The following is a 20,277-nucleotide window of genomic DNA, read 5'->3' as shown; positions in this document are numbered from 1 at the left end:
CGGCGCGGCGACGGGCGCACGCTGCGGCGCAGGGGCCGGCTTCGCCACCGGCGCGGGCGCAGGGGCCGGCACGGCGGCACGGGACGACGCCGGCGTGGCCGGGCGTGGCGCGGATGACGCCTTCGCGTCCGGCTTCGCCGGCGGCTGGAGCGCCACCAGTTCCGGCAGGCCGTGCTTGGCCGCCTCACGCACCAGCCCCTCGTCGTAGTCGACCGCGGCGATCACCTCGATGCCGCTGTCCAGGCGTCGCGTGGACAGGATCACCGCATCCGAGCCCTGCTCCTCGCGTACTTCGCGCATCGCCTGGCGCATGTCGGGCGCCACGAAACGTTTGATCTTCATGTGTTGCTCCGCGAGAGGGATTCGGCGGACGAGGGTCGAGATTCGGTAAAAGCCAGATCGCTACAAACCCGCCGCGCACCGCTTTCCGAATCCCGAATCCCGTCTCCCGAAATCCCGGTTCTTACCGCCCCAAGGCCTGCACCAAGCGCACCCGACGGTTGTCGGGCACCTCGTTGTAGGCCAGTACGTGCAGGTTCTGTGCCACGTGACGGGTGAAGCGTGCGAGCCATGGCCGCAGTTGCGGCGCGACCAGCAGCACGGCCGGTTCGCCGCTCATTTCCTGCTTGCGCGCGGCCTCGGCCACGCCCTGCTGCAGGCGGTCGGCCAGGCCAGGCTCCACCGCCGCGCCCGCCATGCCGCCGCCGGAGACCGAGCCGAGCAGGATCTGCTCCAGTTCCGGCGCCAGCGTGACCACCGGGATCTCGGTGCCCAGCCCGGCGATCTCCTGCACGATCTGGCGGCCCAGCGCCACGCGCACGGCGGCGGTGAGCACGCCGGGATCCTGACTCTGGCCGGCGTTCTCCGCCAAGGATTCGACAATGCCGCGCATGTTGCGGATCGGCACGCGTTCGGCCAGCAGGTTCTGCAGCACCTTCACCACCACGCCCAGCGTGAGGCGCTTGGGCACCAGGTCCTCGACCAGCTTGGGCGCGCTCTGCGCCAGGCGGTCGAGCAGTTGCTGCACGTCCTGGTGGCTGAGCAGTTCGTGCGCATGGCCCTGCAGGATGTGCGACAGGTGGGTGGCGATCACGGTGGCCGGATCGACCACGGTATAGCCGTAGCCCTGCGCCAGCTCGCGCTGACCCAGCTCGATCCATACCGCCTCCAGCCCGAAGGCCGGGTCGCGAGTGGCGATGCCCGGCACGGTGCCGTGCACCTGGCCCGGGTTGATCGCCAGCAGGCGGTCGGTATGCACCTCGGCCTCGCCCATCGGCACGCCCATCAGCATGATGCGATAGGTGGTGGGGCCGAGGTCGAGGTTGTCGCGGATGTGCACCGCGGGAACCAGGAAGCCCAGCTCCTGCGACAGCTTGCGGCGCACCGACTTGATGCGCCCCATCAGCTCGCCGCCCTGGTGCGTGTCCACCAGCGGGATCAGCCGGTAGCCAACCTCCAGGCCCAGCGGATCAACCGTGGTGACGTCCTCCCAGCCCAGCTCCACGCGCTCGGAGGGCGCCGTCGGGGCCGGCGCCGCCGCGGTGTCGGCGGCCAGTTGCTGGCGCGTCTCGCGCTGGCGCTTGGACAGCAGCCACGCCGCGCCGCCGCACACGCCGCCCAGCAGCAGGAAGGCGAGGTTCGGCATGCCGGGGATCAGGCCCATCACGATCAGCACCGCCGCCGCCACCGCCAGCGCGCGCGGCTGGCCGAACACCTGGCGGGCCAGTTGCCGCCCCATGTCCTGCGCCTTGGAGACGCGGGTGACGATGATCGCGGTGGCCACCGACAGCATCAGCGCCGGCACCTGCGCCACCAGGCCGTCGCCGATGGTGAGCAGGGTGTAGGTCTGCGCCGCCTCGCTGGCGGACAGGCCGTGCTGCATCACGCCCACGAAGAAGCCGCCCACGATGTTGATGAGCAGGATCAGGATGCCCGCGGTGGCGTCGCCGCGCACGAACTTGGAGGCACCGTCCATCGAGCCGTAGAAGTCCGCTTCCTCGCGCACTTCCTGGCGGCGCTCGCGCGCCTGCTCCTGGTTGATCAGGCCGGCGTTGAGGTCGGCGTCGATCGCCATCTGCTTGCCGGGCATCGAATCCAGGGTGAAGCGCGCGGTCACTTCCGACACGCGGGTGGCGCCCTTGGTCACCACCACGAAGTTGATGATGGTGATGATCGCGAACACCACCAGGCCCACCGCGAAGTTGCCGCCGATGACGAACTCGCCGAAGGCCTCGATCACCTTGCCCGCGGCGCCGGCGCCGTCATGGCCGTGCAGCAGCACCACGCGGGTGGAGGCGATGTTGAGCGCCAGCCGCAGCAGCGTGGCCATCAGCACCACGGTGGGGAACGCGGCGAACTCCAGCGGCCGCATCACGTAGACCACCGCCAGCAGGATCACCAGCGACAGCGCGATGTTGAAGCTGAACAGGATGTCGAGCAGGAACGGCGGCAACGGCAACATCATCATCGCCAGCATCACCAGCATCATCGCCGGCGCGCCAAGCCCCCGTCGCGCCAGTTGCTTGAAGCTGCCCAGTACCTGCGTGCCCGTCATGGATTTGACTCGTGCCTGTTAGCGATAAGGCCCCATGAGATCCGGATCGACCTCGGGGTTCGGTGCGGCCGGCGGCGCCTCGCCATGCGCCGCAGCCTGCTTGAGCTGGTAGACGTAGACGAGTACCTGGGCCACCGCCACGTACAGCGCGGCGGGGATCTCCTGATCCAGTTTGGTGGTGGCATACAAGGCTCGTGCCAGCGGCGGCGCCTCGACCAGCGGGATGCGGTGGCTGGCCGCCACCTGGCGGATCTGCATGGCCAGCACGTCCACGCCCTTGGCGATCACCCGCGGCGCGCCCATGCGGCCGTCGTCGTAGCGCAGCGCCACCGCGAAGTGGCTGGGGTTGACCACCACCACGTCGGCCTTGGGCAGTTCCTGCATCATGCGGCGGCGCGCCTGCGCCATCTGCACCTGACGGATGCGGCCCCTGATCTCGGGGCTGCCTTCGCTCTCCTTCATCTCGTCCTTGATCTCCTGCCGGCTCATGCGCAGCCGCTTGCCGTGGTCGTACTTCTGATACACCGCGTCGATGCCGCCGATCAGCGCCAGGATGCCGCCGAACCACAACGCCGCCTGCCCCATCAGGCCCATCGCCTGCGTGATGCCGGCCGCCACCGAACCACGCCCGGTGGTCTGCAGCGCGTCCTGCCAGTGGCGCAGCAGCAGCGCGAGCACACCGCCGATGAAGATGACCTTGAGCAGCGCCTTGCCCAGTTCCACCAGCCCGCGCATCGCGAAGATGCGGCCCAGCCCCTCGATCGGGTTCAGCCGCTCGAACTTCGGTTCCAGCGCCTTGCCGCTGAAGTTGATCCCGCCCAGCAGGGTGGGTGCGAGCAGCGCCGCCACCAGCGTGGCCAGCGCCACCGGCGCGAACAGCGACAGCGCTTCGTGCAGCGCCGCGCCCAGCGTGCGCTGGGGCAGCGCGTCGGAGAACAGGGCCTCGCGCGAATAGCCCAGGCCCAGGGAAAAAATGCGCTGCGCATGCTCGAACGAGCGTTCGCCGCCGGCCATCAACGCCGCCACGCCGGCCATCACCACCGCCGCGCCGGAAAGGTCGCGCGATCGCGGTACGTCGCCCTTTTCGCGCGATTCCTTGAGCCGCTTTTCTGTCGGCTGTTCGGTTTTTTCCTGGTCGCTGTCGTCGGCCACTGCTCAGCTCCCGCTCACGAGCCCAGGAGTTGCCGCATCAGCTCCCATGCATCGGCCTGCAGGGCCTCGAACGCACCGGGCAGGCTGCGCAGCGAAAGCCACAGGGCGACGAAGCCCAGCGTCACCGTGATCGGGAAACCCACCGCGAACAGGTTCATCGCCGGCGCGGCGCGGCTGATCGCGGCGAAGCCGATGTTCACCACCAGCAGCGAGGTCATCGCCGGCAGCGCCACGCGCACCGCGCCGCCGAACAGCTGCGTGCCGAAGGCCAGCACCGCGTGCAGGCCGCCGGCGTCGATCATCGATGCGGACGACGCACCATGGAAGCTGCCGGCGAGCAAGGCGATCAGTTGCAGGTGGCCGTCCATCGCCAGGAAGATCAGGCTCGCCAGGGTCAGGTAGAACTGGCCCAGCACGCCGGTGCTGCCGCCGGCCTGCGGATCGACGTCCTGGGCAAAGCTCAGGCTCATGCTCTGCCCCACCAGGTCGCCGCCGAACTGCACCGCGCCGAACACCAGCTTCAGCACGAACCCCACCGTCGCGCCGATCACCACCTGTCCCGCCAGCGTGACCACCCCGGCGATGCCGACCACCTCCACCGTGGCGGGCGCGAGCGGCGCCAGGATCGCGGCAAGCATCAGCGCCAGGCTCAGCCGCACGCGCGGCAGCATCGCCGAGGAACTGAACACCGGCGCCAGCAGGAACAGCCCGCCCACGCGCGCCAGCGCCCACAGGAAGCGGCCCAGCCACGGCAGCAGCAGGGCCACGTCCAGCGTCGTCACCGCACCACCCCGGCCAGGCTCTCGATCACCTGCGTGGTGTACTGCACCAGCAGGTGCAGCATCCACGGCCCGGCGATCAGCATCACCAGCGCCATCGCGATCAGCTTGGGGATGAAGGAAAGCGTCATCTCGTTGATCTGCGTGGCCGCCTGCACCACGCCGATCAGCAGGCCCACCAGCAGCGCCGTGAGCAGCAAGGGCGCGGCCACCAGCATCGCCACGTACAGCGCGTGCTGGCCGATCCCCATGATGGACTCGGGCGTCATCGGCGCAGCCCTTTCCGCACGTGACAAGCCGTCATGCCGCGGCTTCCGGCGCGCACGATGCACGACTGCTTTCCATGAAACCCTTCGGCGACGGCAAAAGCCCCTCTCCCCCAACCCCTCTCCCGCAAGCGGGAGAGGGGAGTGATGTGTGTGGCGGCGCTCATGTGTAGAAGCTCCCCGCCAGCGTGCCCAGCAGCAGCGTCCACCCATCCACCAGCACGAACAGCATGATCTTGAACGGCAGCGAGATGATCGTCGGCGACAACATCATCATGCCCATCGACATCAGCACGCTGGCCACCACCAGGTCGATGATGAGGAAGGGGATGAACAGCAGGAAGCCCATCTGGAACGCGGTCTTCAGTTCCGAGGTGAGGAAGGCCGGCATCGCCACCGTGAACGGCACGTCGGCCTTGCTGGCGTAGGGCTGCGCGCCGGAAAGCTTGGTGAACAGCGAAAGGTCCGCCTCGCGGGTCTGGTCGAGCATGAAGCGCTTGAACGGCGCGGTCGCCGCGGGCAGCGCCTGCTCGGCGCTCATCTGGCCGCTCATGTACGGCTTCACGCCGTCGTCGTAGGCGCGGTTCAACACCGGCGACATCACGAACAGGGTGAGGAACAGCGCCAGTCCCAGCAGCACCTGGTTGGGCGGCGTGGACTGCGTGCCCAGCGCCTGCCGCAGGAAGCTCAGCACGATGATGATGCGGGTGAACGACGTCATCATCAGCACGATCGCCGGCAGCATGGTCAGCACCGTGAGCAGTGCCAGCATCTGCAGGGACAGCGTCCAGTTCCTGGTGCCGTCCGGCGCCTCGCGCACGCTCAGCACGGGCAGGCCCGTGTTGCCCAGGCCCGGCGGGCTGGCCGGCATCGTCAACGCCGGCGCGGATGCGGCGCCATGCACCGCCTGCGGCGCGGCCGCTGCGCACAGCGGCAACAGCAGCAGGACGAGCGCGAGCAGCCAGCGCGTGCAGGACAGGCGACCGGCGCTCACGACTTGCCCTTCCAGCGCGACAGCAACTGCGCGATGTCGGGAACCGCCGGCAGCGCCGGCGGGTCGGCCTCGACCGGCGCCGCGCCCTCGTAGACGTGCAGGGTGCGCATGCCGCCCGGGCCCACGCCCACCAGCAGGCGCTTGCCGTCGGCGTCGAGCAGCAGCACGCGGTCGCGCGCGCCCACCGCCATCGTCTCCACGCAGCGGATGCGCCGGCCGCCGGGCCGGCTGCGCGCCTGCAGGCGCCGGCTCAACCAGCCCGCCACGAAGATCAGCGCCACCACCGCCACCAGGCTGAGCAGCACGCGCAGCAATTCGCCGCCCACGTCGACGTCCGCCGCCGGCAACGCGGCCGGCGCCAGCGCGGCGAAGCCGTTCCCGATTGTCGATAACCCGGCCACGATCCCGGTCACCGCAACTTGCGCACGCGCTCGGCGGGGCTGATCACGTCGGTAAGGCGGATGCCGAACTTCTCGTTGATGACCACCACCTCGCCGTGCGCGACCAGGGTGCCGTTGACGAACACGTCCAGCGGCTCGCCGGCGGCACGGTCCAGTTCCACCACAGAACCCTGGTTGAGCTGCAGCAGGTTGCGGATGCTGATGCGGGTGCGCCCGACCTCCATCGCCAGGGTCACCGGCACGTCCAGGATCATGTCGAGGTTGACTTCGCCATTGCCGGCGGGGCCGCCGCGCAGCGCGTCGAACTGGACCGGCTCGCCGGCGTCGTCGGCCACGGTTTCATTGGACTGGTTCATGCGGTTTCTTCTCTGCTGGTCTGCTCGCCGGCGCTACGCATTTCGCGTCGCCCGACCTGGGTTTGGAAGCGGATGGCATTGCGGCCGCCGGACTGGCCGTAGCGGCCGCGGAACAGCGGCACGTCCTCGGCGTACACGGTGACCAACTCGGGCAGCTGGACCGGGATCACGTCGCCGGGACGCAGGCGCAGGAAGTCGCCCACCGTGATCTCGAGGTCGAGCAGTTGCGAGCTCAGCGGTACCTCGGCGTCGAGCACCTCGTCGCGCAGCAGCTCCGCCCAGCGGTCGTCGCGGTCGACGCGGTCGCTCTGCACGCCGGCGTCGAGCAGGGTGCGGATCGGCTCGATCATCGCGTACGGCAGGGTTAGGTGGATCTCGCCGCCGCCGCCGTCGAGCTCGACGTGGAAGCGCGAGACCACCACCGTCTCGGTCGGGCTGACGATGTTGGCGAACTGCGGGTTGATCTCCGAGTTCTGGTATTCGAACGACAGGCCCAGCACCGGCGCCCAGGCCTCGACCATCGCCGTGAACAGCTCGCCCAGCAGGATCTGGATCACGCGGTTCTCGGTGGCGGTGAAGTCGCGCCCTTCGATGCGCGCATGGAAGCGGCCGTCGCCACCGAAGAAGTTGTCGATCACGCTGAACACCAGCCTCGGCTCGAACACCACCAGCGCGGTGCCTCGCAGCGGCTTGATCTTCACCAGGTTGAGGTTGGTGGGCACCACCAGGCCGTGCACGTATTCGGCGAACTTCACCATCTTCACGCCCAGCACCGACACCTCGGCGGTCTTGCGCAGCACGTTGAACACGCCGGTGCGGAAGTAGCGGGCGAAGCGGTCGTTGACCATTTCCAGCGTGGGCAGGCGACCGCGCACGATGCGATCCTGCTGGGTGAAGTCGTAGGACAGCACCGCATCGCGCGGCAGCGGCTGGTCGCTGCCGGTTTCCACCGCGCCATCGGTCACGCCGTCGAGCAGCGCGTCGATTTCGTCCTGTGAAAGCAGGTCGCTCATGGGCGCGATCCTTACTGCATCACGAAGCTGGTGAAGTACAAGGCATCGATGCCGGGCTTGCCGGTGCGTTCCTTGACGATCTTCTGCACGGTCGCCAGCGCCTGGTCCTGCAACTTGCGGCGCCCGTCGGCGCTGCTGATGACCGAGAAATCCTGGTTGCTGAACAGCGACACCAGCGCGTCACGGACCACCGGGCTGGCGTCCTTCGCCGCATCGAGCGCCTTCTGGTCGTGCGACATCAGCGTCACCGCCACCTGCAGGTAGCGCAGCGAGTCGCCGTCCTTGAAGTTCACCACGAAGGGCGGATCCAGCGGCAGGTACAGATCGATCTTGGAGGCCGCCTCGGCGGAGGCCTGCGCACGGGCGGCGCTCTCCATGTGCCAGAAATAGCCACCGCCAGCCAACGCCAGCACGGCCACCGCGCCGATCACCACCAGGAGTTTCGACTTGCGTGGCGCCGATGCTGGCGCTGCCTGTTCTTCGTCGGCCATGGAAACCTCGATGCATTCGATTGTTGGGGATGCGCGCATCGGCGCGCCTGCGGAGTGGAAGCAATCCGCGTGCCATGCATGTTATCCCTCACCATGGCTCGTTCGTGGCCATCGCTGCAGGGAAAACGGAAGCGACGGCGCTTTCTTGACGCACGCCGTGATTTCGCCGCGTCGCGTTGGCGACACCTGCCATCGGACAGCGTGGATGGCACCAGGTCGACGCCGGTGCCGTGCGAAGCACGGATTGCACCGCGCATGCCCGCCGATGTTCAACCGCCCCCTATCCCCTGCGATGTGACTGCCCAAAGGCTGCAGTCTCTCTCCGTCCGCGTGTGGAGCATGCGAAGGGGAGCGCCCCGGATCGCCGGGACCGCCAAGAGGTAAGGACATTGCCCGACCCGCTGAAACCCTGGACGGGCTCGCAACGTGCGGGACGCCGCAGCTCAGCCCCGCGAGCGGCGGATGCGGCAATCGCCCAGCGACTTTGCCGCCAGTCCCGCCCGGCCCCCGCCGATGCCCCTGCGCACAGCATCAAGAGGCCCAGGGCAGGCTCTCAGGCGAAGGCGTCGAGCAGGCCGATGCGGCTCGTCATGGCGACGGGCAGGGACACGCCCTGCACTTCGCCGGCCTCGTCGCCGGAAGTGGCCGACGCGCCGCCGCCCTCGCCACGCGGATGCCCACCGTTGCCCTGCTGGCCCACTTCGGCATGGCCCAGCGAGAGGCCATGGCGGCTCAGCATGCTGTCGAGCTGCGGCAGGCTTTGCTGCACAGCCGTGACGGCCGCCGGATGCTGCGCGCTGAACACCACGTCGATGCGGCTCTGGTTCACGGTGACATGCACGTCCAACGACCCCAGGTCCTGCGGATTCAGGCGGATCTTCGCCTGCTGGATGCCTTGCTGGCCCAGCCACATCACCTGCTGGCCGAGTTCGCCGGCGAAACCGGCGCTGCCGGCCGGCGACGACATCTGCAACTGCGGCGGCGGCGCCTGCACATTGGCCGCCTGCATCGTCAGGGGAGCGCTGGCGAAGGCCAGCGCATCCAGCCCGGGGCTGCCCTTCTGCGTGTCGTCGCCCGTTCCCGTCGACGAGCCGCCTGCGGCATTGAACAGGCTGGAAAAGTCCGCGAGTGCCGCGGCATGGCCCGCCGTGGCGCCCGTTGCGGCATCGGTGGCCGCGGCCTGGCCGTTCGCGCCCAGGGCCTGCTGCAGCATGGCCGCCCTGGCGTGCCCCGACGACGATCCATCCGCCGAAACCGCGCCGTCGTCCGCATCTGATTGCGCACCCGCCGTGTTGCCGTTCACCTGGCCAAGCATGGCCAGCATGGCGCCCGCCAGCGAGGCCGCGCCTTCGTCGTCGGTCGTTCCGGTTTTCGCCCCGGACGCCTTCGGTGCGACGTCGCCCGTTCCCTCGCCGTCCTGCGTGCCCTGGGGCATCGCCGCCAACGTGGCATCGGCCAGCGCGGCATCCGCCGCCTGTCCGTTCGCGGCGGCATTCGCCTTGGACGACGCGCTTGCCGGCGCCGCGCCCGCCGCTGGCGTTGCAGACGCCGGGCCTACCGTTGCCATGTGCGACTCCTGCGCGGGCTTCGCCGCCGTGGAGGGTGGATTGCCTTGTTTGCTCGCCGCTGGCGGCGTATTCGATGCCCCGGACGACGATGCACCGCCGGATGAGGGATAACGCATGGCCTGCAGTTGCTGGCCAAACGCCGTGCCCTGCGCATCACTGCCCGGCATAGGGACCGGTGCGCTGGGCGTGCTGGGCGCGGCGGGCATCGGGGGAAGTACGGCTGGTGCTGCCATGATGCAAGGTCTCCTCTGCCGGAGGCGGGTGCGGGATCGCGCAAGGCGCGTCAGCGCGGCCGCCGGTGCTGCATGCGTTCGTCGATCTCGGCCTGCTCGCGCCGGTCCTCGGCGCGGCGTTCGTGTTCCTGGTGCTGCGCGATCACGCTGTCCAGCGCGCTTTCGCGCGCATGCGCCTTCTTCCAGTGGTCGCGCATCTGGTCCAGCCGACGCCGCTGGCGGCCCACCTCGGCGACCTGCTGGGCAATCGCCTGGTCGATGCGCGCGACGAACTGCTGGCGGTTGAGCAGCGCGCTGACGCTGACCGCGCCTTCGCCCACGCCGGCGTATTCGCGCCGGTAGCGCTCGAGCTCCTCGAGCTGCTGCTCGGCCTTGGCCAGCGCCTGCTGCTGCGCGGCGAATTTCCCCAGCGCATCCTCGGCCTTCTGGCGGGCCTGGTCCGCGGCCGGTTGCAGGCGTTCGGAACGCGGCGTCATGCGACCACCCGCTCGGCAATCATGGCCAGCCGCTCGATGGCTTCGGCCAGCGTCACCGGCTCATGGACCTCCTGCTGCAGGAAGTCGCGCAATTGCGGCCACATCTCGATGGCCTGGTCCACCTGCGGGTCGGAACCCCGCTGGTAGGCGCCCACCGCGATCAGGTCGCGTTGCTGGCGGTACGCCGAGTAGACCCGGCGGAAACGCTGCGCCGCCTGCAGGTGCTCGCGCGACGCCACCTGCGGCATCACGCGGCTGATCGAGGCTTCGATGTCGATCGCCGGGTAATGGCCGGCCTCGGCCAGGTCGCGCGAAAGCACGATGTGGCCGTCGAGGATCGCGCGCGCGGCGTCGGCGATCGGGTCGTGGCGGTAGTCGTCGCCCTCGGTGAGCACGGTGTAGAACGCGGTGATCGAGCCCTTGCCCTCGGCATCGTTGCCCGCGCGCTCGACCAGCGCCGGCATCATCGCGAACACGGACGGCGGGTAACCCTTGGTGGCCGGCGGTTCGCCGATCGCCAGCGCGATCTCGCGCTGGGCCTGCGCGTAGCGGGTCAGTGAATCCATCAGCAGCAGCACGCGCATGCCGCGGTCGCGGAACCATTCGGCGATGGCGGTGGCGTACTGCGCGCCGCGCAGGCGCTTCAACGGCGGCGCGTCGGCGGGCGCGGCCACGATCACCGCGCGGCGGCGACCTTCCTCGCCCAGGGTGTGCTCGACGAACTCCTTCACCTCGCGGCCGCGTTCGCCGATCAGGCCCACCACCACCACGTCGGCGTTGGTGTAGCGGGTCATCATGCCGAGCAGGGTGGACTTGCCCACGCCGGAACCGGCGAACAGGCCCAGGCGCTGGCCGCGGCCCACGGTGAGCAGGGCGTTGATCGCACGCACGCCCACGTCCAGCGGCGCGTCGATGGGCTTGCGCGCCATCGGGTTGATGGGTTCGCGCTTGAGCGCGGCGTGTTCGTCGACGTCGAGCGGCCCATGGCCGTCCAGCGGCAGGCCGTCGGCACCCACCACGCGGCCCAGCAGGTGCAGGCCCACCGGCAGGCCGCCGCTGCGCACGAAGGGGCGCACACGCGCATTCGGCAACACGCCGCGCATGTCGTCCACCGGCATCAGCAGCAGGCGTTCGTCGGCAAAGCCGACCACTTCGGTTTCCAGCTTGTCGCCATCGGCGGCATCGACCAGGCAACGCGCGCCCAGGGCGGCCTCGCAGCCTTCGGCTTCCAGGGTCAGGCCGACCACGCGGCGCAGGCTGCCCTCCACCGTCAGGGTATGCGCGGCCTCGGCGCGCGCGGTCTGCCGCGCGATCTTCCGTCGCCAGCCCTCGTTGCACGCGGCAGGATCGACGGCGGCGCTCATGCGGCGCCGCCTGCCGGCTCCGCGGCTTCGCCGAGCACGGCATCGACCATCGCGGCGAGTCGGGTTTCCACCCGTGCATCCAGCCGCGAGTGTTCGCTTTCCAGCCGGCAGTCGCCGCGCTCCAGCCCGGGATCGGCCAGCAGCTGCCAGTGGCTCTCGGCCGAGCCCATGCTCTGCAGCAGGGCCAGGTCCAGCGGATGCAGGTGCACGCGCAGTTCGCGGGTCGCCGCCGGCAGCGCATTGGCCGCCTCGCGCACGGCGCGCGCGATGAGTTCGGGGGACAGCTGCAGCTCGCGCGCGATCACCCGGCTGGCCACCACCATCGCCAGCCGCGTCAGCTCCTGCACCACCTGTTCGTCGAGCGCCTGCAGCGGGCGCGTCGCCGCCACGCACACGGCATCGAATTGCGCCACGCGCTGGCAGAGCTCCTGCCGTGCCGCAGCACGGCCTTCGGCCAGCCCGGCGAGGCGGCCTTCGTCGCGCGCCTGTTGCTCCAGCGCTTCCAGGTCGCGCACGGTGGGCTGCGGCGGCGCCTCCTCGGCGGCCGCCTCGGGTTCAGGTGCGGCATCGAAGCTCGGCATCTCCCAGCGCCGGAATTCCGCCTTGGCATCGTGGATCATGGCGACCATCAGACGTACTCATCCCCGCCGCCGCTGCTCAGGTTGATCTGGCCGGCGTCGGCCAGCTTCCTGGCCGCGGCCAGCACTTCCTTCTGGGCGGCATCGACTTCGCTCAGGCGCACCGGCCCCTTCACCTCGAGGTCGTCGCGCATCATGTCGGCGGCGCGCTTGGACATGTTGGAGAAGATCTTCTCGCGTATCCCGGGCTCGGCGCCCTTCAGCGCCGTGATCAGGATGCCCGAGGGCACTTCGCGCAGCAGGGTCTGCATGCCGCGGTCGTCCAGGTCGGCGAGGTCCTCGAACACGAACATCAGGTCCTCGATCTTCCCGCCCAGCGCGCTGTCCTGGCCGCGGATGGCCGTCATCAGCTCGGCTTCGCGGCTGCTGTCCATCGCGTTGAGGATGTTGGCGGCCGCCTTCAGGCCGCCCACGTTGGCGGACTTGAGCTTCTTGGTGTTGCCGTTGAACTGGCGTTCCATGATCTCGTCCAGCTCGTTCAGCGCATGCGGCTGCACGCCGTCGAGCGTGGCGATGCGCATCACCGCGTCGCTGCGCGTGCGCGGCGGCAGGTAGCCGATCACCTCGGCCGCCTGGTCCGGCTCCAGGTGCGCCAGCACCAGCGCGATGATCTGCGGGTGCTCCTGGTTGATCATCTCGGCGATCGCGCGGCTTTCCATCCACTTCAGCGATTCCAGGCCCTTGCTGCTGCGGCCGAGCAGGATGCGGTCGATCAGGCCGCCGGCCTTGGTCTCGCCCAGCGCGTTGGTGAGGATCTTGCGGATGTACTCCTCGGTGCCCACGCCTAGCGAGGTCTGCCGGCCCATGTCCTCGTCGAGCTTGTCGAGCACGTGTTCGACCTGCTCGCGCGACACGCTGGACAGTCCCGCCATCGCGGTGCCCACGGCCTGCACGTCGCGCGCGCTCAGGTGCTTCAGCACTTCGGCCGCGTCCTGCTCGCCAAGCGTGAGCAACAGGATCGCCGCGCGCTGCGCGCCGGTGATGGCGGGATCGGAGCGGTTAGTTGCCATCTTCGTTCACCCAGTTCCTGACCACCTGCGCCACTTGCTTGGAGTTTTCGCCCACCATGCGACGGGCATGGCCGACGCGCTGCTCGTAGGCCTGCGTCGGCGTCACGTCGAGGCGCGCGTGCGCCGGCTGCTGTTGCTGGCCCGGCCCCGCCGCCTGGCCGTCGTCGCCCACGCGCACGGACACCGTCGGCATCGGCCTCGGCAAGGCGGCAGCCTCCACCCTCGCCGGCGTGCCGCGCAACAGGCCCTTGAGCAGCGGGCGCAGCAGGCCGAACGCCACCAGCAGCGCGATCAGCACGCCGACGCCCTGCTTGATGAGGTCCAGCATGCCGGGGCGGTCCCAGAACGGAATCGACGGCCCGTTGTCCGGCGTGGCGATGTCGTGGAAGGCCTGGTTGACCACGCTGACGGTGTCGCCGCGCGTGGCGTCGAAGCCCACGGAATTCTTCACCAGGTCGGTGAGGTGCTGCAGTTCCTGCGGCGTGAACGGCACGCTCTTCGGCGCGGCCTTGGCGCCGTTCGCGGCGGGGGCGCCGCCACCCAGCACCTTGTTGTCCACCACCACCGCCACGGTGAGGCGGGCCAGCCGGCCGGCGGGATCGCTGACGTGGCTGATGGTGCGGTCCAGTTCGAAATTGCGCGTGGCGCTGCTGGAACTGGAGCTGTCGCGACTCGCCGAGGCCGTGGCGCTGCCTGGCGTGGCCGCGGTGCCGGCATTGGGACGCGCGGCAGTGGGTTGCGCCACGGTCGCCGGCGGCTGGTTGCTGAGCGCGCCGGGGATGCCGTTGCTGGCATCGCCGCCGGTGTGCTGCTCGCTGCTGACCTGTTCGCTGCGCAGCGCCGGGTTGTCCGGGTTGTAGGTCTCGGTGGCCTTCTCGCTCTGGCTGAAATCGAGGTCTGCGTTGACCTGCGCATGCACCCGGCCAGGACCGACCAGCGGCGTCAGCAATTCCTCGATGCGCTGGGCATAGGTGTTCTCGATGCGCGTGGCCAGGCGCAGGCGGCTGTCGCCCGCCGCACCCGCGGCGTCCACGCTGTTGCTGGTGAGCAACTGGCCCTGCTGGTCGACCACCGAGACCTGGCCGGGATCGAGGCCGGGCACGCTGGACGCCACCAGATGCACGATCGCCGCCACCTGCCCGGGGTCGAGCGAGCGGCCCTGGTACAGCGTGAGCAGCACCGAGGCACTGGCCTCGTGGTTGTCGCGGATAAAGGGCGAAGGCTTGGGCAGCGCCAGGTGCACGCGCGCGGCGCGCACCGATTGCAGCGAGGCGATGGTGGAGCCCAGGTCGTTCTCCAGCATCTGCTGGTAATGCGTGCGTTCGGCGAGGTCGCTCATGCCGAACGGCGAGTCGTTGTTCGCCTGCGCGTTGATCGCGGCGCTTCCCTGTGGCAGTCCCTTCGCCGCCAGCCGCAGGCGCATGGCGCCGAGGTCGGAGGCCGGCGCCATGATCGAGGAGCCATCGTCACTCACCTTGTACGCGACGTTGGCGGCCTGCAGCTCCTGGGTGATCGCGGCGGCGTCCTTCTGGTCCAGCCCCGCGTACAGCAGGCCGTAGTTCGGGCCGCGCGACCACAGCACCACCGCCACGCCCAGCGCCACCGCCGCCGCCACCGCCACCAGCAGCACGAGCTGGCGCGCCGCAGGGTTGCGGGTGATCTGCTTGAGGGAATCCAGGCGCACGCCGGAGCTGTTGCTGTCGGTCGTCGCGATGGCGTTGTCGGCCATGCTTCTGCTCGTCTGTCAGGCTGTCGGTGGTCGAGGCAACGTCAGAACGACATGTTCATGATGTCTTGGTAGGCCGAGACCAGCTTGCTTTGCACCGAGACCGCAGTGCGCAGCGAGAGGTCGGCCTTCTGCAGCGCGACCATGGTGCGGCCGAGGTCGGCACCCGGATCGCCGCGTTCGTAGCTCGCTGCCATGCGCCCCGCCTCCATCTGGCTGTTGCCCACGGCGGCGATGCCCTGCTTGAGCAGCGCGGAGAAATCCCCGGGGCCACCACCACTGGGTTGCACCGCCTGCACGGCGGTTTCCGGCATGCGCACCTGCGCCGTCATCTGGCGCATCTGGGCAAGCAGGTTGTTGACGTCGATCGTGCTCATGGCGTGGATCCATGCCGCTGGAGGGAGACGGAATCCCGTCGCGAGACGGGTTCCAACATGGCAAATGCACGAGCCGTGCCACGTACCGCGCCGGCGGCGCAGCAGCGCTTACGCCGCGATGCCGCTGGCCTGCAGCCCGTACTTGCGCAGCTTCTCCACCAGTGTCGTGCGCTGCATGTGCAGCAGTCGTGCGGCATGCGCCACCACGCCGCCGGTGGCGTCGAGCGCCTGGCGGATCAATCCCACCTCGATGTCGGCGAGGTGGTCCTTCAGGTCGATGCCTTCCTCGGGCAGCAGGCGCAGCGACTCGTCCACCGGATGCACGCCAGCCACGGGCGCCAACGGCAGCTTTTCCTCCATCAGCGCCAGCAGGGCCGTGCCCTGCGTCTCCTCGACGGCGGGTCCATGGCGGTATTTCGGCGGCAATTCGCTGGTGCGCACTTCGGCATGCGGGCACAGGATCGCCATGCGCTCGACCAGGTTGGCCAGCTCGCGCACGTTGCCCGGCCAGGCGTGCTCGCGCAGCGTCTTCATCGCGCCCGCGCTGAAGTGCGCCACGCCGAGGCCGCGGGCGGCCAGGCGGTGATTGAACTCGTCGATCAGCACCGGCAGGTCTTCCAGCCGCTCGCGCAGCGCCGGCAGTTCCAGCGGGAACACGGAGAGGCGATAGAACAGATCCTCGCGGAAACGCCCGTCGGCGATGGACTGCTCCAGGTCGCGGTGGGTGGCAGCGATGACGCGCACGTCGCAGCGCTGGGTCTTGGCGCCGCCCACGCGCTCGTACACACGTTCCTGCAGCACGCGCAGCAGCTTCACCTGCATCGGCAGGCTCATGTCGCCGATCTCGTCGAGGAACAGCGTGCCGCCTTCGGCCAGTTCGAAGCGGCCCTTGCGGGCGCTGATCGCTCCGGTGAAGGAACCTTTCTCGTGGCCGAACAGCTCGCTCTCCAGCAGCTCGGCGGGGATCGCGCCGCAGTTGATCGCCACGAAGGGCTTGTCGCGGCGCTGGGAATGCTCATGGATGGCGCGCGCCACCATCTCCTTGCCGGTGCCGGACTCGCCCAGCACCAGCACAGTGGAATCGAACGGGGCCACCTGACGGATCAGCGCATTGACGTGCAGCATCGGCGTCGAATGGCCCACGAAACGGAGCGCGCCGGACTGCCCGCCCAGCAGGCGCGCATGGATGCCGCGCAGCGCCTCGGCCATCTGCTCGTAGCGCAAGGGGAACTCCACCAGCGCGGCGCGGGAACCCGGCACCGGCTTCGCATAGCGCGCGGCCAGCGGCGCGTCGGCGGCCACCAGCATCGGCACGCGGCCTGCCGCATCGCCAAGCAGGGCCAGCTGGCGCCCGACCATCGCCTCGTCTGCGTCGCTGCCTACGTATGCACCTTGCCAGGCATGGGTGGATGCGTCGACCGACCGGCACTCGGCTGCACACTGCGGACGGTAACCAAGGAAGTGGAGCGCCGACATCACGGCATCCGCACGAGCCGCATCGGACTCGACGACGAGAAAATCGAATTTTTGCATGACCCCTGGTCCTTAATTCCAACATCTATAAAAACCCACCATGCGTTCCCTCGTCTTCCTGCGGGGTGGCGCGGATCTCTTCAAGTGTCGGCGTTCCATCGCGGGCACGCCGAGTGGGAAGCATCAAAGAGGCCAACTACATGGAAGGACACGACAACAATCCGTCGCGCGACGTCAAAATATCGTGTAGGGCCGCTTGCCACATGCGCAGCCGTTCGGCGCAAACGCATGATGTGGAAAGGTTTCGACAAACCGCCACAAGCGTGACGCGGACAACCGAAGTCGTATGACGCGTGTCGAAAAAACCTACACGCGATCCGTCATTTCGTGATGACAATCACACTATTGGTGACGTTAGTCATCGCCACTCAGCCGAGTTGTTGACGCGCACCTGCCACTTTGCGTCGGTGGTGACGAAATACGAGTCGCTCGATGGCGTCACTCGTCGCGTCGTTCTGCTTCACGAATTCCACGTAGCTTCGACTTTCGTCGATTTTGCGTGAAGGGCGACCCGCCAGTTCCAGCGGAAGGCTGCGGCAGGCGTCAAAGCGCAGGCGCAACAACAGGCCTTCGCCCGAAGGCAACAATGCGGATGGCAAGACGGCGCCGATGGCATTGAAGCGCAACGCCTGCCGCGAAGGCAGCGAAGCACCGGGTGCCAGCATCTGGTTCACTATCTCCACCAGCGCGGTGAGCTTGGCATCCATGCGCAACATTTCCTGCATCAGCGGGTTGTCGTCGTCGCCGAGGTCCAGGCGACGTTCTTCCAACGCATCCAGGGTGGCCAGGGTATTCGCGTTGCGCTCGGCCAGGCGCTGCAACTGCTCCGGCGACGGCGGCCAGGCCAACGGCACGCAGTCGACGTGCAGGATCTCTTCGCTGCTCAGGCGTTGCTCGAATTCTTCCCAGCTGCTGGCAGTCATGATGGTTACGCCTTGGTAGGGTCGACAAGCCGTTCTGTCGCTGCAGCAAGATGCCCGCCGGAAGCCCGCCAATCAAGCGCCCCGTCCGTACCGGGGTCAGCGGCCCAGGCCAACGTACGTGTTCAAGGCCCGATGCGCGTAGCCGTGCCGGCTCAAGGTGTCGGCGATCTGCGCGCGCGCGCGGGCGGCCAGGCCCAGCATTTCCTCGTTGCACGCCAGCAATTGCTGCAGCAATTCGCGGCTGCGGTCGTCGCGCGGATGGCTGGCGCGAAGCAAGGGCGCGCGCTCCACTTCCATCCTGGGCAAACTGTCCCACTGGCCCTCGCGCGCGGCGGCCAGCATGGCATTGCTGACCTCAAGCGCTCGTTCCAGCGAGGCATGGCCTTCGCTCATGCGGCGTTTCCGGCGCGGCTGGCGAGGTAGCTGTCGCGAATGCCGTTCCAACCCCTGCGCACCGGTTCCAGCAGGTCCATGCATTCGGCCAGCGCATCCTCGTCGTTGTTCAATTGCGCGAACAGCAGGCGGCGGGTGATGTAGTCGTAGAGCGAGTCCAGTCGCTGCGCCACTTCACCGCCGGCCTTGTGGTCCAGGCTGACGCGCAGCTCGCCCACGATGGCCACCGCCTTGGTGACGGCGGCGCCCTTGGCGGACACGTCGCCGCGGCGCAGATGCCCGCGCGCCTGCGCGATGCGTTCGATCGCGCCATCCAGCAGCAGGGCGATCAACTGGTGCGGGTCGGCGCTTTCCACCCGGCCGGCAAGGCCGGTCTGCTGGTACAGCGCGCTGGCCTGGCGCATGTAGGCATTCGTCACGGGACGACCTCCGTCAGCCGTTCGTAGAAGAGTTGTTGTTCAGCAGCGCATTCAGCGACGTGGTGATGGAGCTGCTGGTGTTCTTGAGCGTGGACATCAGCGTATCCAACGCGGTGTATTGCTGGCGCAGTTGGGTCGCGTAGGCGGTCATGCGCGCGGTGAGCGCCGTCTGCTCCTGGCTCAGGTTGGTGAGCTGTGACTGGATGCTGCTGACACGCGTGGCGATGATGCCGCCGCTGCCGCTGAAGCTGGTCAGCGCATTGCCCAGCGTGGTGGCGTAACCGTTGGTGCCGGCGAACAGGTTCTGCACCGCGCTCGGGTTGCTCTGGATCTGGCTGCTCAACTGGTTGCTGTCCACGCTGAGCGTGCCGTCGGCATTGCGCGTGACGCCCAGCGCCGCCAGCGAACCGATGCTGTTGCCCGCCACACCGCCGCTCAGGATGCTGTTGACCTGGCGCTGGATCGACATCAGCGTGGAGTCGCCCAGCAACACGCCAGCCTGCTGCGTGGTCGGGTCATAGCTGTTCAGCGAACTGACCGTGGAGGCATAGCTGTTGTAGGCGGAAACGAAATTGTTGACCGCCGTGGTGATCGCGGTGGGATCCTGCGCCACCGTCAAGGTGGTGCTGCCGGTCGCCGCAAGGCTGAGCGTGACGCCCGGCAACGCGCTGCTCACCGTGTTGCTGGCGCTGGTCACGGCGATGCCGTCGATGCTCAGGCTGGCGTCGCTGGCCGCGCTGCTCGGCGTGTTCAGTGCGGAGGCAAGGCTGCTCAGGCCACTACTGCTGTCGGAACTGGCGGTCACGGTGAAGGCGTTGGCCACGCCGGTACTGGTGGAGGTCAACAACAATTGCTGGCCATTGGTGCCGCTGACCACGGTAGCCTGCACGCCCGGGTTGCTGCTGGAGCCGTTGATTGCCGAAGCAAGGGTGCCAAGCGAGTCGCCCGCGCCAACCGCGATGTTCATCGCGTTGCCGCCGACGGTCACCGTCAAAGTTCCGGCGCCCACCGCGGCGCCCGAGGCATAGGCACTGCTGACGCTCTTCTGCGCGGTAGCGAGACTGTTCACCACCACGCTATAGGTACCGGGCTGCGCACTGGACTGGGTGGTGACGTTGCCCACAGCGGTGTTGCTGAGTGTGGAATCGTAGGTTGTATAGGTGGTGACGCTGCCCAGCGTGGTGAGCGCATCCTGCATGGAGCTGAGCGCGCTGCTGAGCGCGGTCAGCCCCGCCTCCTGCGATTGCAGCTGCGTGGTCTGGTTGCTGATCTGTTGTTTTGGGCCGGCGGCCTTGGCGTTCACCAGCGCGTTGATGATCGAGTTCACGTCCAGCCCTGAACCCACGCCCAGCGAGCTGAGGATGGCTGTGCTGCCCGCACTGCTGTAACTGCCGCTGCTGGAGCCGCTACTGCCGGCGTAGTTGCCGGAGCTGGCGTAGCTACCGCCGCTCGTACCGCTGCTGGCACCGGTGCTGCCGGTATAGGTACCCGCCGTGGTGGACCCGACGCTGGAGATGGAAGTCATGGTGGTGTTCCTTTAATCCGATCCCGCCCGGCGGGGGTACCTGGGCACGGTACCAAGGTCACGATCCAAAGTTCTCAGGCAAAACT

General features: G+C 68.6%; 21 protein-coding genes and 1 pseudogene. All 22 read right to left on the bottom strand.

Annotation, left to right across the window (positions count from 1 at the left end; all coding sequences use genetic code 11):
- Window positions 1-342, bottom strand: a pseudogene (locus IHE47_RS17700) (flagellar biosynthesis protein FlhF); the annotation flags it as partial.
- 121 nt (window positions 343-463) lie between these two features.
- Window positions 464-2,554 carry a flagellar biosynthesis protein FlhA gene (flhA, locus tag IHE47_RS00380; protein WP_192103007.1) on the bottom strand — a complete coding sequence of 697 codons (2,091 nt, stop codon included), beginning with the start codon at window positions 2,552-2,554 and terminating at the stop codon, window positions 464-466.
- 18 nt (window positions 2,555-2,572) lie between these two features.
- The gene (flhB, locus tag IHE47_RS00375) at window positions 2,573-3,706 is read right to left on the bottom strand and encodes a flagellar biosynthesis protein FlhB (RefSeq protein ID WP_192103005.1); all 1,134 of its coding nucleotides are present in this window, start codon (window positions 3,704-3,706) and stop codon (window positions 2,573-2,575) included.
- A gap of 14 nt (window positions 3,707-3,720) precedes the next feature.
- Entirely contained in the window at window positions 3,721-4,488 is a 768-nt protein-coding gene (fliR, locus tag IHE47_RS00370) for a flagellar biosynthetic protein FliR (protein WP_192103003.1), read from the bottom strand.
- Window positions 4,485-4,754 carry a flagellar biosynthesis protein FliQ gene (gene fliQ, locus IHE47_RS00365; protein ID WP_192103001.1) on the bottom strand — a complete coding sequence of 90 codons (270 nt, stop codon included), beginning with the start codon at window positions 4,752-4,754 and terminating at the stop codon, window positions 4,485-4,487. Before fliQ ends, fliR begins: the two co-directional genes overlap by 4 nt.
- Window positions 4,755-4,914: 160 nt before the next feature.
- Entirely contained in the window at window positions 4,915-5,730 is an 816-nt protein-coding gene (gene fliP, locus IHE47_RS00360) for a flagellar type III secretion system pore protein FliP (RefSeq protein ID WP_225561518.1), read from the bottom strand.
- 11 nt (window positions 5,731-5,741) lie between these two features.
- The gene (gene fliO / locus IHE47_RS00355; protein ID WP_343227407.1) at window positions 5,742-6,158 is read right to left on the bottom strand and encodes a flagellar biosynthetic protein FliO; all 417 of its coding nucleotides are present in this window, start codon (window positions 6,156-6,158) and stop codon (window positions 5,742-5,744) included.
- Window positions 6,155-6,502 (bottom strand): flagellar motor switch protein FliN, encoded by a 348-nt coding sequence (gene fliN, locus IHE47_RS00350; RefSeq protein WP_192102999.1) that lies wholly within the window; start codon window positions 6,500-6,502, stop codon window positions 6,155-6,157. Before fliN ends, fliO begins: the two co-directional genes overlap by 4 nt.
- Window positions 6,499-7,515: a flagellar motor switch protein FliM gene (fliM, locus tag IHE47_RS00345; RefSeq protein WP_192102998.1), complete on the bottom strand. Its 1,017-nt coding sequence runs from the start codon at window positions 7,513-7,515 to the stop codon at window positions 6,499-6,501. The genes fliN and fliM overlap by 4 nt, the downstream gene beginning before the upstream one ends.
- 11 nt (window positions 7,516-7,526) lie before the next feature.
- Complete coding sequence (locus IHE47_RS00340) at window positions 7,527-8,006, bottom strand: flagellar basal body-associated FliL family protein (RefSeq protein ID WP_192102996.1); 480 nt, start codon at window positions 8,004-8,006, stop codon at window positions 7,527-7,529.
- A gap of 553 nt (window positions 8,007-8,559) precedes the next feature.
- Window positions 8,560-9,573: a flagellar hook-length control protein FliK gene (locus tag IHE47_RS00335; RefSeq protein WP_192102994.1), complete on the bottom strand. Its 1,014-nt coding sequence runs from the start codon at window positions 9,571-9,573 to the stop codon at window positions 8,560-8,562.
- A gap of 284 nt (window positions 9,574-9,857) precedes the next feature.
- A complete protein-coding gene (gene fliJ / locus IHE47_RS00330; protein WP_192102992.1) occupies window positions 9,858-10,283 on the bottom strand; it encodes a flagellar export protein FliJ in 426 nt (141 codons plus the stop codon).
- Window positions 10,280-11,647, bottom strand: a complete 1,368-nt coding sequence (fliI, locus tag IHE47_RS00325) for a flagellar protein export ATPase FliI (protein ID WP_192102990.1) — start codon at window positions 11,645-11,647, stop codon at window positions 10,280-10,282. The genes fliJ and fliI overlap by 4 nt, the downstream gene beginning before the upstream one ends.
- On the bottom strand, window positions 11,644-12,276 hold the full coding sequence (locus IHE47_RS00320; RefSeq protein WP_192102989.1) for a FliH/SctL family protein: 633 nt from the start codon (window positions 12,274-12,276) through the stop codon (window positions 11,644-11,646). Before IHE47_RS00320 ends, fliI begins: the two co-directional genes overlap by 4 nt.
- Complete coding sequence (fliG, locus tag IHE47_RS00315; protein ID WP_343227408.1) at window positions 12,276-13,268, bottom strand: flagellar motor switch protein FliG; 993 nt, start codon at window positions 13,266-13,268, stop codon at window positions 12,276-12,278. The genes IHE47_RS00320 and fliG overlap by 1 nt, the downstream gene beginning before the upstream one ends.
- Window positions 13,269-13,284: 16 nt before the next feature.
- On the bottom strand, window positions 13,285-15,024 hold the full coding sequence (fliF, locus tag IHE47_RS00310; RefSeq protein WP_192102986.1) for a flagellar basal-body MS-ring/collar protein FliF: 1,740 nt from the start codon (window positions 15,022-15,024) through the stop codon (window positions 13,285-13,287).
- Window positions 15,025-15,065: 41 nt separating this feature from the next.
- Window positions 15,066-15,398, bottom strand: a complete 333-nt coding sequence (gene fliE, locus IHE47_RS00305) for a flagellar hook-basal body complex protein FliE (protein ID WP_192102985.1) — start codon at window positions 15,396-15,398, stop codon at window positions 15,066-15,068.
- Window positions 15,399-15,506: 108 nt separating this feature from the next.
- Window positions 15,507-16,931, bottom strand: a complete 1,425-nt coding sequence (locus tag IHE47_RS00300) for a sigma-54-dependent Fis family transcriptional regulator (RefSeq protein WP_192102983.1) — start codon at window positions 16,929-16,931, stop codon at window positions 15,507-15,509.
- 368 nt (window positions 16,932-17,299) lie between these two features.
- The gene (locus tag IHE47_RS00295) at window positions 17,300-17,854 is read right to left on the bottom strand and encodes a PilZ domain-containing protein (protein ID WP_192102981.1); all 555 of its coding nucleotides are present in this window, start codon (window positions 17,852-17,854) and stop codon (window positions 17,300-17,302) included.
- Window positions 17,855-17,950: 96 nt separating this feature from the next.
- Window positions 17,951-18,247, bottom strand: coding sequence for a flagellar protein FliT (locus IHE47_RS00290; RefSeq protein WP_192102980.1), 297 nt, complete (start codon window positions 18,245-18,247; stop codon window positions 17,951-17,953).
- Window positions 18,244-18,666 (bottom strand): flagellar export chaperone FliS, encoded by a 423-nt coding sequence (gene fliS, locus IHE47_RS00285; RefSeq protein ID WP_192102978.1) that lies wholly within the window; start codon window positions 18,664-18,666, stop codon window positions 18,244-18,246. Before fliS ends, IHE47_RS00290 begins: the two co-directional genes overlap by 4 nt.
- Before the next feature lie 13 nt (window positions 18,667-18,679).
- On the bottom strand, window positions 18,680-20,191 hold the full coding sequence (gene fliD, locus IHE47_RS00280) for a flagellar filament capping protein FliD (protein ID WP_192102976.1): 1,512 nt from the start codon (window positions 20,189-20,191) through the stop codon (window positions 18,680-18,682).
- Between the last annotated feature and the right edge of the window lie 86 nt (window positions 20,192-20,277).

The organism is Rhodanobacter sp. DHB23 (assembly GCF_014842975.1).
GTDB lineage: Bacteria > Pseudomonadota > Gammaproteobacteria > Xanthomonadales > Rhodanobacteraceae > Rhodanobacter_A.
The sequence above is the reverse complement of the archived record's forward strand: the minus strand, read 5'-3'. Positions and strand labels throughout refer to the sequence as shown.

What these genes read in the sequence shown, in the direction of transcription:
- flhA (WP_192103007.1), bottom strand. Translation starts at nt 2,554, where the DNA reads ATGACGGGCACGCAGGTACTGGGCAGCTTCAAGCAACTGGCGCGACGG.
- fliQ (WP_192103001.1), bottom strand. Translation starts at nt 4,754, where the DNA reads ATGACGCCCGAGTCCATCATGGGGATCGGCCAGCACGCGCTGTACGTG.
- fliN (WP_192102999.1), bottom strand. Translation starts at nt 6,502, where the DNA reads ATGAACCAGTCCAATGAAACCGTGGCCGACGACGCCGGCGAGCCGGTC.
- fliM (WP_192102998.1), bottom strand. Translation starts at nt 7,515, where the DNA reads ATGAGCGACCTGCTTTCACAGGACGAAATCGACGCGCTGCTCGACGGC.
- IHE47_RS00340 (WP_192102996.1), bottom strand. Translation starts at nt 8,006, where the DNA reads ATGGCCGACGAAGAACAGGCAGCGCCAGCATCGGCGCCACGCAAGTCG.
- IHE47_RS00335 (WP_192102994.1), bottom strand. Translation starts at nt 9,573, where the DNA reads ATGGCAACGGTAGGCCCGGCGTCTGCAACGCCAGCGGCGGGCGCGGCG.
- fliJ (WP_192102992.1), bottom strand. Translation starts at nt 10,283, where the DNA reads ATGACGCCGCGTTCCGAACGCCTGCAACCGGCCGCGGACCAGGCCCGC.
- fliI (WP_192102990.1), bottom strand. Translation starts at nt 11,647, where the DNA reads ATGAGCGCCGCCGTCGATCCTGCCGCGTGCAACGAGGGCTGGCGACGG.
- IHE47_RS00320 (WP_192102989.1), bottom strand. Translation starts at nt 12,276, where the DNA reads ATGGTCGCCATGATCCACGATGCCAAGGCGGAATTCCGGCGCTGGGAG.
- fliF (WP_192102986.1), bottom strand. Translation starts at nt 15,024, where the DNA reads ATGGCCGACAACGCCATCGCGACGACCGACAGCAACAGCTCCGGCGTG.
- fliE (WP_192102985.1), bottom strand. Translation starts at nt 15,398, where the DNA reads ATGAGCACGATCGACGTCAACAACCTGCTTGCCCAGATGCGCCAGATG.
- IHE47_RS00300 (WP_192102983.1), bottom strand. Translation starts at nt 16,931, where the DNA reads ATGCAAAAATTCGATTTTCTCGTCGTCGAGTCCGATGCGGCTCGTGCG.
- IHE47_RS00295 (WP_192102981.1), bottom strand. Translation starts at nt 17,854, where the DNA reads ATGACTGCCAGCAGCTGGGAAGAATTCGAGCAACGCCTGAGCAGCGAA.
- IHE47_RS00290 (WP_192102980.1), bottom strand. Translation starts at nt 18,247, where the DNA reads ATGAGCGAAGGCCATGCCTCGCTGGAACGAGCGCTTGAGGTCAGCAAT.
- fliD (WP_192102976.1), bottom strand. Translation starts at nt 20,191, where the DNA reads ATGACTTCCATCTCCAGCGTCGGGTCCACCACGGCGGGTACCTATACC.